The sequence below is a fragment of the Vibrio sp. 03_296 genome (assembly GCF_002265885.1).
Genome location: NZ_NPKW01000070.1, coordinates 40,031 through 53,047 on the forward strand (window position 1 = coordinate 40,031; position 13,017 = coordinate 53,047).

12 protein-coding genes are annotated in these 13,017 nt (G+C 45.8%); 4 read left to right on the plus strand and 8 right to left on the minus strand.

Annotated elements, in window-relative coordinates; all coding sequences use genetic code 11:
• Window positions 1–13: 13 nt before the first annotated feature.
• The gene (locus CIK04_RS08790; protein WP_017790265.1) at window positions 14–646 is read left to right on the plus strand and encodes an outer membrane beta-barrel protein; all 633 of its coding nucleotides are present in this window, start codon (window positions 14–16) and stop codon (window positions 644–646) included.
• A 57-nt stretch (window positions 647–703) separates the two neighbouring features.
• Here CIK04_RS08790 and CIK04_RS08795 read toward each other — a convergent pair whose 3' ends face one another.
• The 4 genes from CIK04_RS08795 to CIK04_RS08810 all read right to left on the minus strand — a co-directional run bounded on the left by CIK04_RS08795 (window position 704) and on the right by CIK04_RS08810 (window position 4,660).
• Window positions 704–1,894, minus strand: coding sequence for an amino acid aminotransferase (locus CIK04_RS08795; protein ID WP_026130723.1), 1,191 nt, complete (start codon window positions 1,892–1,894; stop codon window positions 704–706).
• A 305-nt stretch (window positions 1,895–2,199) separates the two neighbouring features.
• Window positions 2,200–3,654, minus strand: a complete 1,455-nt coding sequence (locus CIK04_RS08800; RefSeq protein ID WP_225482632.1) for an HD-GYP domain-containing protein — start codon at window positions 3,652–3,654, stop codon at window positions 2,200–2,202.
• A gap of 298 nt (window positions 3,655–3,952) precedes the next feature.
• Complete coding sequence (locus CIK04_RS08805) at window positions 3,953–4,252, minus strand: hypothetical protein (RefSeq protein WP_026050646.1); 300 nt, start codon at window positions 4,250–4,252, stop codon at window positions 3,953–3,955.
• Between the two features lie 177 nt (window positions 4,253–4,429).
• Window positions 4,430–4,660, minus strand: a complete 231-nt coding sequence (locus tag CIK04_RS08810) for a hypothetical protein (protein WP_017421892.1) — start codon at window positions 4,658–4,660, stop codon at window positions 4,430–4,432.
• A gap of 160 nt (window positions 4,661–4,820) precedes the next feature.
• Between CIK04_RS08810 and CIK04_RS08815 the strand changes: the two genes are divergently transcribed.
• Both CIK04_RS08815 and CIK04_RS08820 read left to right on the plus strand, forming a co-directional pair.
• Window positions 4,821–6,227 carry a PLP-dependent aminotransferase family protein gene (locus CIK04_RS08815; protein ID WP_039539784.1) on the plus strand — a complete coding sequence of 469 codons (1,407 nt, stop codon included), beginning with the start codon at window positions 4,821–4,823 and terminating at the stop codon, window positions 6,225–6,227.
• 82 nt (window positions 6,228–6,309) lie between these two features.
• Entirely contained in the window at window positions 6,310–6,543 is a 234-nt protein-coding gene (locus CIK04_RS08820; protein WP_011080124.1) for a hypothetical protein, read from the plus strand.
• A 67-nt stretch (window positions 6,544–6,610) separates the two neighbouring features.
• Here the strand turns inward: CIK04_RS08820 and asnS are convergent, their stop codons facing one another.
• Window positions 6,611–8,011 (minus strand): asparagine--tRNA ligase, encoded by a 1,401-nt coding sequence (gene asnS / locus CIK04_RS08825; protein WP_097352775.1) that lies wholly within the window; start codon window positions 8,009–8,011, stop codon window positions 6,611–6,613.
• A gap of 175 nt (window positions 8,012–8,186) precedes the next feature.
• The gene (locus CIK04_RS08830; RefSeq protein WP_039548542.1) at window positions 8,187–9,812 is read right to left on the minus strand and encodes a methyl-accepting chemotaxis protein; all 1,626 of its coding nucleotides are present in this window, start codon (window positions 9,810–9,812) and stop codon (window positions 8,187–8,189) included.
• A 299-nt stretch (window positions 9,813–10,111) separates the two neighbouring features.
• Between CIK04_RS08830 and queD the strand changes: the two genes are divergently transcribed.
• Window positions 10,112–10,474, plus strand: a complete 363-nt coding sequence (gene queD, locus CIK04_RS08835) for a 6-carboxytetrahydropterin synthase QueD (RefSeq protein WP_026050647.1) — start codon at window positions 10,112–10,114, stop codon at window positions 10,472–10,474.
• A 72-nt stretch (window positions 10,475–10,546) separates the two neighbouring features.
• Here the strand turns inward: queD and CIK04_RS08840 are convergent, their stop codons facing one another.
• Both CIK04_RS08840 and CIK04_RS08845 read right to left on the minus strand, forming a co-directional pair.
• On the minus strand, window positions 10,547–11,014 hold the full coding sequence (locus tag CIK04_RS08840) for a GNAT family N-acetyltransferase (protein ID WP_038964189.1): 468 nt from the start codon (window positions 11,012–11,014) through the stop codon (window positions 10,547–10,549).
• 180 nt (window positions 11,015–11,194) lie between these two features.
• Window positions 11,195–12,910: an EAL domain-containing protein gene (locus tag CIK04_RS08845; RefSeq protein ID WP_097352774.1), complete on the minus strand. Its 1,716-nt coding sequence runs from the start codon at window positions 12,908–12,910 to the stop codon at window positions 11,195–11,197.
• Between the last annotated feature and the right edge of the window lie 107 nt (window positions 12,911–13,017).

A 13,017-nucleotide genomic window follows, 5' to 3' on the forward strand; every position in this document is an offset into this window, starting at 1 on the left:
AAAGAGGTTGAATATGATAAAACGCGGTTGGTTTGTCATCCCCATATTATGTTCGATGAGCAGTGTCGCAGAGGAAGCCAATGTGCCAGCTTCTACGCAAGCGGCATACAACAGCATCGCATTATGGGTCGGCTCTGGTACGACCAATCAGGATTGGTTAGAAGGGTCGAACGCATCATTTTTTGAAGTAGAAGGCGGATATCTCTATTCCTCGAATGTGCTGGTAAATATCAACTATTCCGCACAATTTTTTCACCCAGACTCTTATACCGTCAGAGTGGATAGAGCACTGCTTTCCGCTGGGTATCGCTATGCGCTTCACGAAAAACTCGATGTTTATGCTTTTTATGGCTTGGGAGGATTTCGAGAAGAAGAACGACAAAAAAGCACAGATACCAAACTAAACTCAGAGAAAGGTCTGTTACGTGGTGGCAAAGTGGGCTTTCACTATTTCGCGACGGACAAACTGAGCGTGCAAATTGAAGGTGAGTTCACACGTAGCGATTGGGTCGATGAAGACAATGCTAAGTTGTCGGTTGCTTATCAGTGGGGCGAGCGATTCGGCAGTAGCGCTTTTTACAAATACCGAGATGCGGGCAAAGACTACATTAACGAAGCAGGCATATCCCTTAAGTGGGTCTATTAGCGCGAGCAAGAAGAAACAAAAAAGGCCGTTAAACGGCCTTTTTTATTGAAATGCGAATTACAGTACCGCAGCGATGGCTTTACAAAGCGGACCCATGTTGGATTTGGTCATGCCCGCAACGCTGATGCGACCAGAGCCGACGATGTAGATCGCAAACTCTTCTTTTAGGCGAGCCACTTGATCTTTGTTCAAGCCAGAGAAAGAGAACATGCCGTTTTGACGTTCGATAAAGCTAAAGTCAGCAGCAACGCCTTCTTCTTTCAGTGTCGCAACAAAAAGTTCGCGCATCTCTTGGATGCGATCGCGCATCTCAGCCACTTCTGCTTCCCACTCTGCACGAAGCGCAGCATCGTTAAGGATGTGAGTCACTACCGCACTGCCGTGCGCTGGTGGGTTTGAGTAGATAGAGCGAATGATCGCTTTCACTTGAGAGAATGCCGTTTCTGCGATCTCTTGGCTTTCAGCCACTAACGTGAATGCGCCGACACGTTCGTTGTACAGACCAAAGTTTTTCGAGAATGAACTTGCTACGAGGATCTCTTTGTTGAATTTCGCGAAGGTACGTAGACCTTGCGCATCTTCTTCAACGCCTTTCGCGAAACCTTGGTAGGCAAAGTCAAACAGTGGAAGTAGGCCTTTGTCTGCCACCAGTTTAGCAAGCGCTTCCCACTCTTGTGCCGTTGGGTCAATGCCTGTTGGGTTATGGCAACATCCGTGCAGCAGTACCACATCACCAGCGGACGCTTTTTCAAGGTCGGCCAGCATAGCTGCAAAGTCTTTGTCTTTGGTTTCTGGGTTGTAGTAAGCGTATTCTACTGTTTCTAGGCCCGCTGCGCGGAACACACCGTGGTGGTTAGCCCAAGTCGGGTTGCTGATCCAGATTTTTACATCGCCGAGTTGGCGTTTGATGAATTCGCCTGCAACGCGCAGTGCGCCAGTACCGCCAGGTGCCTGTGCTGTTTTTGCACGTTGCGCATTGATTAGCTCAGCATCTGCACCAAACAGCAGTTTTTGAACCGCTAATGCGTATTCTGCTGTTCCTTCGATGGTTAGGTAAGATTTGGTTTTCTCGGTTTCAACAAGCGCAGCTTCCGCTTTCTTTACCGTAGCAAGAACAGGTGTTTCACCTTGTTCTGTTTTGTAGATACCCACGCCAAGGTTAATTTTCTCTGCGCGAGGGTCTTTTTTGAATTCTTCAGTTAGGCCAAGAATCGGGTCCGCGGGAGCGGCAACTACTTTTTCAAACATAATCTTCATCCATGTTAAATCGAAGGGGGTAGGTCTGTTTATGTTTCAGGGCCCAGCGAGACCATGAAACATAATCAGGCATTCACACAACAGCATTAGCCTAACCGATAAACATTGAGGCGAAAGGGTGAGCCAGTCGCAACCGTCTATTTATACCTTTGAGACATAGCGGACACAACAGTTTGTAAGTAGAAAAGTTAAAAAAAATTTGATTTGAAACAGAAGTGCTAATGAATTGCGAGTTTTGCTAATAAAACACCCCAAAACCGCGAGAGAAATTGGGGTGTTAACATGATGTTAGAGGTCTAATGAGTTGTGGAGTCTTGATATTGTGCTGCAATACGACAAAACTGTGCTTCTACCGCTAAAAAGGCATCAACCACTTGAGGGTCAAAATGCTTGCCTTTACCATCAAGAATGATCTCTTTGGCTTTATCATGACTAAATGCCGGTTTGTATACACGCTTAGAAATCAGTGCATCGTAGACGTCGGCGAGCGCCATTAATCGACCAGATAGTGGGATCGCTTCGCCAGCCAGTTGATTGGGATAACCAGAACCGTCCCATTTTTCATGGTGAGAGAGGGAGATCTCTTTGGCCACTCGTAAAAAAGAACTGGAGCCCATGCGTTTTTCAGCAATCGAGAGGGCATCAGCGCCAATTTGTGGGTGACCTTTCATGATGTCGAATTCTTCGTCGGTTAATTTACCTGGCTTGAGTAGCACACTATCAGGGATACCGACTTTTCCCACATCGTGAAGGGGGGCGGATTTATAGAGTAAATCGATGTAAGTTGGCGTCAGCAGAGAAGCGTGTTGTGGATCGTGGGCTAAATGCTCTGCCAATGCTTTAACGTATTCCTGCGTGCGAATAATGTGGGCACCCGTCTCGTTGTCGCGTGATTCGGCGAGCGCTGCGAGACTGACGATGGCCACATCTCGAGTGGTTTTTACCTCATCTTGCGATGCTTGCAGGCTATCCAACATTTTGTTGGTGAGCGCTGCCATTGAGCCCAATTCATCATGCTCGAAAACGGCAAGGCGGCATCCTATTGCGCCATTGGTCACTTCTTGTAGGGAATGCTCTTGTCGCAACAAAATCTTTTTCATGAGTTTCGACCACAAGAGAAGAATGGCTAGGACATACCCACCTAGTACTACGCCTAAATAGATGAACTCTTTAATGATGCTGATCTTGCCACTGCCATCGAGTAATCTCTCTGGGTTGTGCTCCAGCCAAAAAATGTCTTTCACTGCCACCATGGTCAGCATGGTGGTCAATGCGATGATAAGCAGCGTCATCATCAAAATGAGCTGTTTGATAATCGATTGCCGCTCGCCACTCAGGGTGTCTTGGCGAGTGGCATTGTTCTCAAGAAGCTCAAAGCGAAGTAATTTGGCTTTGAGTTGCAGGATCAATCCAGTAAAAAAGCCAAACAACGTCATACCAAACAGTACTTTTAAATTGCTATCAATGGTGAAGTCATATTGGCTGTTGTAGTAGTAGGCAAGAGGTAAGCTGCCGATAAAAAACAATATGGTATCGAGCTGCGCGTGTTTTTGTTCGCGGACCCATCGATGTTGAGCAAAGAAAAAGTGTCGTACTGCAAAGACAGCAAGAAAAGTAATAGAAACGTGCGCCAGCACTTCTAGAGGTGACAGCGTTGCCAGCATAGGACAAACGCGACCGCCATAAGTACCAAAAACGATGGCAGCAAGCGCATAGAGTTTGAAAGTTAATGGCGCGTTGTAATGAGACATTGTGTAAGCCCTTGTAATTATCATTCGCAGCAAATGCGACTTGGCCAATTCTCTGCTTAATTTTACCTTCAGCATTACGCTGATTGATCTAAGAAAAGAACCTTCTTCTCACTTTAGTGTAGAAGAGCGCCTCGCATCAGCTTGGAATATTCAAGTAAGCAAAAGCATTCTTGTTGCAAATAAAAGACCGAGCATTCTATGTTCTCATTGCAATAAAGGATACATTTTTACAACGAAAAATAAAAAAGCACCGACGATCATTCGGTGCTTTTTTCATTAGGTGGTGTATCGAAAGCGTTTATTTCTTCAGGTTGATTTCTGATTCGATTGCGTTGGTTTCGATGTCAGGATTGTTTGCTAGTTTTTTCGCTGCCCAATCATTCATATGTTTAAGAATCGCTTTCATCGCGTGTTTCTCAGTTGGCTGAGAACCCTCTTCTACGTCTAGCTCTTGTTTTGGGTGTGAGCCAGTCGCGTCTTCCGCAATGTGCAACCAATCTGGATGCCAATAGTAAGGTTGGCCAGATGGGGCAGTCCAGCTATGGACGCCATTGGTTTCGCCTTTGTATTGAATGTCATCTGAGTTGTATTTTTTCATTTTTATCATCTCTTGTTTTGCGACAGCTGTGCGCATAATCACTATAAGCTGCGTAAATGTAACAGATGCGCGCAAAAATAACGTGAAGTGAATCTCGTTGCTATCGTGTGTCTTTGTGACAATCTGTTCTAGTTCTCATTTGGAACGATTGGCAAGCTCATTGAGACAGTAAGTAAGCTATTCACCGTTGAGATGTTTGACAATCGCTTCAGCGGCGTGTCGCTCTGTGGCGGTTTCACCGGTTGGCACGTCTAATTCGCGTTTGGGATACATTCCAGTCGCGTCTTCTGCGATATGGATCCAGTCCGGATGCCAGTAGTAGGGGTTGTCGCCTTGAGGGTGATTCCAGCTATGAACACCTTGATGCACGCCGTTATATGAAAGATCGTCTAATGTAAAAACTTTCATTGTTCCTCCTAAGAGATGCATGATTTCACTGACAGTATGGGACAAAAATGGCTAATTTGTAGCAAGAAATGTGACAACTAACTTTGAACAATTGCTCATTGCGCAAATTCAGCTCAACAAACTGTGATATGGTTGCTCGGCTTCGTTTTATGAGGGATATATGAATCGTTATCGCCAACTGGCACAGTCGTTTAGACAGCAGATCGAAAGTAAAACTTGGAGAGCGGGAGAAAAACTGCCTTCGGTGCGAATGGCTTGCAAGCATCATGGTGTTAGTGCGGGTACCGTGTTACAGGCGTATCAATTGCTTGAAGCGCAAGGGTGGGTTATTGCAAAGCCGCAATCGGGCTATTTTGTCACCTCTGATTTGCAACGACTCACGGCACCACGAGAACCGTTCGTGAGTGCGCTACCATCATTTAGTGACGAGTTGTATGACTTTCTGAAAGATCAAAGTGAGAGTCAGGCGGTGAAACTGGGTTCGGCTTTCCCCGATGTTCATCTTTTCCCCTTAGAAGCCCTCAATCGCAATTTAGCCAGTGCGGGGCGTAAGATGTCTGCGAATGATCTGCTTAACAACTTACCGCCAGGTAATGAAGCGTTGAGACGCTTGATTGCACAGCGATATATCCAGCAAGGGATGGATTTGACCCATCACGACATCGTTATGACCTCGGGTGCAATGGAAGCGCTAAATCTGAGTTTGCAAGTGGTCACAAGGCCAGGAGATACCATCGTAGTCGAATCTCCATGTTTTTATGGCGCACTGCAAGCGGCTCAGCGGCTTGGGCTCAACGTCATTGAAGTTGATGTCGATGTGTGTGAGGGCCTGAATCTTGAGCAGTTCGAGCACGTGCTTGCTAACAATGAAGTCAAAGCGTGTTGGTTGATGAGTAACTTCCAAAATCCAACAGGCGTGACATTGAGCGAGCAAAAGAAGCAAGCGGTGGTTGAGCTAGTCCATCGTTATCAGCTTTATCTAATTGAGGATGATGTTTACTCCGAGCTCTACTATTCACAAGATAAGCCGAGCTCATTTAAAACCTATGATCGGGAAGATCGTGTATTGCATTGTGGTTCACTGTCGAAAAGCTTGTGCCCCGGTTATCGGCTTGGTTGGGTCGTGACAAGGCGTTTTAACCATGCAATCCAAAAGTTGCAGCTGACTTCTACGTTATCGGGCAGTGCACCGATACAACAAGGCGTTGCGTATTACTTGCAAAACGATGGCTATGATAAACATCTGCGCAAGTTGCGTAGCACGCTAAAACAACGACAGCAATGGATGATGAGCGAACTCAGGCGACAATTGCCTGATACGGTGCAATTTTCATCGCCGACGGGCGGCTATTTTTTATGGCTTAAGTTGCCTGAACCCATTCAAGCGCGTCTGGTGTATGCGCAACTGAAGCAGCAGGGTGTGCTATTGGCTTATGGCGGTTTATTTAGCCAAACAAAGCGGTTTGACCACTATTTACGTATCAATTGCTCATTGCCAGAAAGTGATGACCTTGTGCAAGCAATCCGATGTTTGGCGGTGACGATTAACCGTCTCGCAACTGATTAGGGATTTTTCCAGACAACTGTGCCTGTAGAGAGAAGCGACGGTGTGATTCAATAAAGCTCCCTGACAAAAGGAGTGATGATGGATGGCAACCGAGCGGAGTAAACAACCGGCAAAACAAGAAATTAAACTGATGATTGTCGCGATTTTTAGCGCCTTTCTTTTGGTGTTTGCACACTTGATACTAGCGAAATCTTTTTCACAGCTATTTTGGACTGAGTACACTGCGGCAATCATTCCCTTTTTCATGCTTGGCTTGTGCTTACTAGGCGTGAGGTATGCCTTGAATGCGGATATCGAAAATGATGCGCAAGAGTAATATTGCCTTAAAAAACAAAAGCCTCCGACTTGGGAGGCTTTTTCATTTCAACGACAATTCTAAAAAATTAGAAGTTTGCGTTACGTGGTGTACGTGGGAATGGGATCACGTCACGTACGTTGCCCATGCCTGTTACGTAAGAAACAAGACGCTCGAAGCCTAAACCGAAACCAGCGTGCGGTACAGTGCCGTAACGGCGCAGGTCGCGATACCAGTTCATGTGTTCTGGATCGATACCCATTTCAACCATACGAGCATCCAGTACGTCTAAACGCTCTTCACGCTGTGAACCACCGATGATTTCGCCGATGCCTGGTGCAAGTACGTCCATCGCGGCAACCGTTTTGCCATCTTCATTCATGCGCATGTAGAATGCTTTGATGTCTTTCGGGTAGTTTTTCACGATAACCGGAGCTTTAAAGTGCTCTTCTGCTAAGAAACGCTCATGCTCAGAAGACATGTCGATACCCCATTCAACTGGGAACTCGAACTCACGGCCAGAATCCAATAGGATTTGAATCGCGTCTGTGTAATCCACTTGTGCGAAATCAGAAGTCACGAACTGCTCTAAGCGATTGATGACATCTTTGTCGATACGGCTAGCAAAGAACTCTAGATCATCACGACGCTCTTCAAGTACGGCAGCGAAAACGTATTTCAGCATGTCTTCAGCCAGTTTCGCGATGTCGTTCAGATCAGCAAACGCGACTTCTGGCTCAACCATCCAGAATTCCGCTAGGTGGCGGCTGGTGTTTGAGTTTTCAGCACGGAAAGTCGGGCCGAATGTGTAGATTTTGCTTAATGCACATGCGTACGCTTCGCCGTTTAGCTGGCCAGAAACGGTTAGGAATGTCTCTTTACCGAAGAAATCTTCGTTGAAATCAACGTCACCGCTCTCAGTACGAGGTAGGTTCGCAAGATCCAGTGTTGACACACGGAACATCTCACCAGCGCCTTCACAGTCAGAAGCGGTGATAAGCGGAGCCGATAGCCAGTAGTAGCCTTGCTCGTGGTAGAAACTGTGGATTGCTTGAGACAACGAGTGACGAACACGTGCAACTGCACCAATCACGTTAGTACGTGGACGTAGGTGAGCCACTTCGCGTAGGTACTCGATAGAATGGCGTGTTTTCGCCATTGGGTAGGTATCTGCATCTTCAACCCAACCAACCACTTTTACGTCAGTCGCTGCAAGCTCAAACGCTTGGCCAGCGGCAGGCGAAGCCACAATCTTACCGGTTACTTCAACAGAGCAGCCAGTCGTTAGCTTGAGTACTTCGTCGTTATAATTATTAAGATTATTTGGGACCACGGCCTGAATCGGGTCGAAACAAGAGCCGTCGTAGATGGCGAGGAAAGAGATTCCAGCTTTGGAATCACGACGTGTACGGATCCAGCCGCGTACAGTGACTTCACTGTCCACTGCCAGCTTACCGCTTAATACGTCTTTTACAGGCGCGTAAGTCATGTTTTAAATAATCTCCATTGAGGTAAACATACAACCCAATGTTTGCCAAAAACGTAAGCGTTCAAAAATTAAGCGAAACATTGGGTTGGATAGAATTTTACAGATTCATCGGAACATATTACCTGTCAATTCGCTAGCTTCAACCTTTAATGTTCATTCCAGCCAAGAAATTCTTTCATTTCGACTGAAACGAGCGGTTGCTGAGGGTGAATTGGTTGATTAATTGCTCTAGATGCTCTGAAAGCTGTTCTAACTCGACGGAGATATCACGCGTATGGCTCGCGGAATGCGAGGTGTCATCGGCGTGTTGGGTGATGGTGCCAATTTTGGCTTGAATCGCAAGGCTGGATTGGCTCGTTGCTTGCGTTTGCGATTGAATGTGCTTGGTGTGCGAGAGGACTTGATGCATCTCCTCAACCACTTTGCGCATGGTGTCAGACAAGGCTTCCACTTCAAGAGAGCGCTGGTGGGCATGCTTGGAGACTTGCGCTGCCGCGCGCAGAGAGTCGGAACTGCCTTGCTGGAACTGAGCGATGATGGAGCCGATATCGCCTGTGGCGACGGCAGTGCGTGACGCTAGGCTGCGTACTTCATCGGCAACCACGGCAAAGCCTCTGCCTTGATCTCCGGCACGAGCGGCTTCAATGGCAGCATTCAATGCCAGCAGGTTCGTTTGATCGGCAATGGCGTGAATCACACTTAAAATTGACGAAACCTCATCGGTTTGCGCATTGAGCTCTGAAATCCGGTCTCGCACTTTATCAATATCGCCGACCAGATTTTTGATCTCTTCACTGGCATTGTGCGCTTGGTTGGAGCTGGTGGTTGCCACTTCCACAGTGTGATTCACCAATTCGGTTGCATTGACGGTGGCTTGTTCGACTTCGATTTGCTGATGTTGCATTGCTTCGATGGCGTGTTGCACATCGCTGGTTTCTTGTTGTTGGTTGTTTGCCGCAGAATCGGTGCGTTGGGCTACATGCGTTAGGCGGGTCGCTGAGTTAGCGAGCGAGTGAGAGGTCGATTGTACTTGATTAAGGCTCTCTGTGACCGTGTCCATAAAGGAGTTAATTGATGTGGCAAGCATGCCAACCTCGTCCTTTTGAGTGATAGTAACGCGTTGGGCGAGATCCTTGCTTTTACTCACTTTAGTCATAAAGTGCGATGTGGCTTGAATAGGGCGGACAATGATCTTGCGGATCAGAGTCATGGTGATCAAAAAGCCCACAAAAGCAATCGAAGACATAATCGCAATGGCAAACATCGCTTGCTTATTAATCATCGAATTGACATGGCTTAAGTTGTATTCCAAACGAATTGCACCCAAGATTTCGCCTTCGGCAGCCATATGACAGGCCACACAGTTGGTGCCTCGGTAATTCTCGCTGGATTTCATTGGCAGAGCGACGACCAAACCTTTGCCCCAATCGGCTTCCACAGGTTCGATCACCAACTCACCATTTAACGCTCTCTGATCGATGTCATCTTGTGGGGCTTGATTCGCTTGGCCTGGGCCATACAACTTACTCACCAACTCACTGCGTAATACACGGACTTGCTCAATACCCTCTTGGGCGAGGGCTTTTTGTCGCAATGTCTCCTTCTGGGCCATAGTCCCCGTGATCATCATCATATTTAGGCTGTCGAAATAGTTACTGGCTTTGTCGTGCAGTTGTTCACTTAAAACAGAGTTAATAAGCTGTTTTTGTTGATAATATTGATAGGCTGTCGATACCGCTAGGACAAAGGTAAAGACGGTGATAAGGGCGACAAGTAATTTGAAGGTTATGGTTGAGCGCATAATTTTTATAATTGAGTTTTGGAATAGACCTCAATATTTTAAGCTGACGTTTAAAGTGTCGCGATCATGAGATTTCTGCAGTGTGACCATAGACAAAATAAGGTTTTTGTAAATGTGATGTGAGTACGTTGTGAACGTATTATTGACGTAATGGTCATTATTCCGACATGCGACTTAGGTCTAGTCCATATAGCTAAACGTTTGGCAGGAGATTATTGTTCGATATTCACAGCCAACGCTTGTCACCCCTATAATTAATCCTTAGTATTGCCACTCTTTGAAAAAGCCTGAGTATCGTGATGAGAACCGAATTGTATAAAGAGTTCATGTTTGAAGCTGCCCATCATCTTCCACATGTTCCTGAAGGTCATAAATGTGGTCGCCTACATGGCCATTCATTCTTAGTTCGTTTATATGTTGAAGGTGAAGTGGATCCGCATACTGGCTGGGTAGTGGACTTTGCTGAAATCAAAGCGGCGTTTAAACCGATTTATAACCGCTTAGATCACTATTACTTAAATGATATTGAAGGCCTAGAAAACCCAACCAGCGAAGTATTGGCAAAATGGATTTGGCAACAACTTAAGCCAAATTTACCACTACTGAGCAAAGTGGAAATCAAGGAAACTTGCACCGCAGGCTGTATCTACAAAGGTGAGTAATCGCCCTTAGAAAATTGAAACAAAGGCAAGCATGAAGCTTGCCTTTGTTGTTTCTGAGCTGTGTTAAAACGCCTATCCCAATGGGTGGCGTAAAATCCACTCTTTTTCTACTTCGCCATAGATGACTTTATCGGTATTGGTAAAGCCAGCGGAGAGGAAAAACTCATTGGCCGTTTTGTGGCTATTTGGCACAGTCAGACAGAGAGAATTACTCTCTGGATCAATGGTGTACGCGTACACAAACAGCTTCTTCAGTGCCTCAGTTCCTATACCTTGACGTTGGTATTGACGATCAATCATCAGGTAGTTCAGCCCCAGCTCATGGCGTTTGGCAAATGGCGCGTGCTGAGAAAACCCTTTATCAATGACCAAATAACCAACCGTCGAACTGTCCGAATAAATCGTAAAAAACGCTTCGGACTTATGGCGTTTTTGATAAGCCTGCTCAAAAGGCTTAAAAAATCCTTTTTGTTCTTCATGCACATCCAATTGCATCAAGCTGGCGAAATCTCGTAGCTTAGTAGGCTTTATTGCAATCATGACAGTAACTAGCGAAACGATAAGTGCGAGGCCGCATTATAAATTCCAATCAATGCTATCGTCTAGGTATTTGATTGTATTCATAATTGGCTTCATTAATGCGGGCTTTCATTTCGTGCAAAGTTTGTTCACGGTGATTGTGCCGTTGATGAAATGACACTCACCGTGACAAGCAAAGTATTAATAGTGAAGTGGGTAGTAATAACCCTGATGCACGTAAGCCCCAAGGGTGGTGAGCAAATGGGCGCTGTCGGCCGTTTCAACGCCTTCAACAATCACAGTGCAGTGGTAGGTTTTGCCCATGGCAATTAGTTGTCTTAGTGTTTCAATTTTCTTGTCATCACTTTTTACCCCAATTACAAACTCGCGGTCGATTTTGAGATAGTCAGGATTAATCTTACTGATCAAGGCGACGTTATTATTGCCTGTCCCAAAGTCATCAATGCTGATTTTGCAATCGAGCTGCTTTAGCTTGGCCACATTTTGGTAAATTTCGGCAGTGTAATACATAGAGGCATTCTCGGTTATTTCAATCGTCAGCAAACGGCAATCGAGACTGGAGAGCTCACGATAAAGGGCGGAGAAATTGTGTCCTTGCAGTAAAGAGGGGCAGACATTGATGCTAATCGGCACTTTAAGTGATGGTTGGTTAGCATAAATGGCCCGAAGAACCAGAATAGTATGAGTCAGCAACAGGCCATTACCAATCAGGGTTTCAATGAACTTTTGCGTGTTTTTGACCGTGAATCGGGATAAGGCTTCAAAATGGATGGTTTTCTGTGTCGAAGTGTTATAAATCGGTTCTAGGCGGATACTAAAATGTCGAATAGCGAGAAGATAATACAGAAAAGCTTGGATCGACTTGTATCGAAGCACACACAAAAAGAACGTACTTAAAGCTAAGATGCTCTGAAAAGGGCCAGAGACATAAAATACTTCCTTGTAGCCGTTGTTGTCAGTTTTAAAATGAAAAAAGCGCTCCTTGGTATTGCCAATCTCAAGGGACGTACCCGTGTTGGTGGAGAGTTTCATTCCCGCGAGGAAAAAGCGTGAGATATGATTTTCGACACTGTTTGAAAGATTGATGTTTTTGACTCGCACCAGCACCACAGCGTCATTGAGTTCATAGGCTTGGGTGGTGTAGTTTTCATTTTTGCTCCATTCGTTGAAGGCTTTTTCACTGACTGGAGAAACCGTCTCTGGCGTGATCAAGCATCGTATGTTGAATCTATCGAGCATCATGCTCGACTCCACTAACTTAACATTGTCAAATTGCTCTCTTAGCGCCGCTTCGTTGGCAAAACAGCTCATTTCAGACAGGTTTTGCGCAATGTCGAGTGAGCTGTCTAGGTAGTTATGCCGCACAATACTGTTAATGGCGTAATAGCATACGGCGAAAAAAATCAATGCCGTTACCAACATGACTAGCGTGATGTCAGAGTAGATCTTGTGGTTCTTTAGCCCAATGGCCAGCGCTTTCCAGACACTGTTTTTGGTGTGTCGATTAATGCGCTCTTGCTGATAAAGGCCGTTGTCGTAGTGATGCTGCATAAGAAATGGGATGAAATATCCTGTCCGATGAATGTTTTCGATGATGTTTTTATGGGTGATGAAATGATCTTCCGTGAGCTTGCGAAACTTCTTTCTCAAAGCGGCCACCGCATTTTTAAACCCATTTTCGGGCAGTGCCACCTTGTACTGCTGAGTGATTTTTCTCTCGACAGAGCGCTGACTGACGGGGGCATTTAGGCTACCGTGTGCGGCGATAATCGACAGAATGGCATACTCATTTGGTGTAACGGGAATGGCGTCGTGGAGTGTGTTATTGAGCTCTAGTGAAATTTCGTTTTCGGACAAGCAAACGCAGATTTGGTTTCCTAGTTCAAACCTAATCATGTGTTGTGGGGCTCCAAATTAAATTTTTGGCTACGTTATCAATAAATTGTGGCTTGGGATGTGATTTTTTACGGGGATATCCTAAACAATTGGATATAGTGATGGTT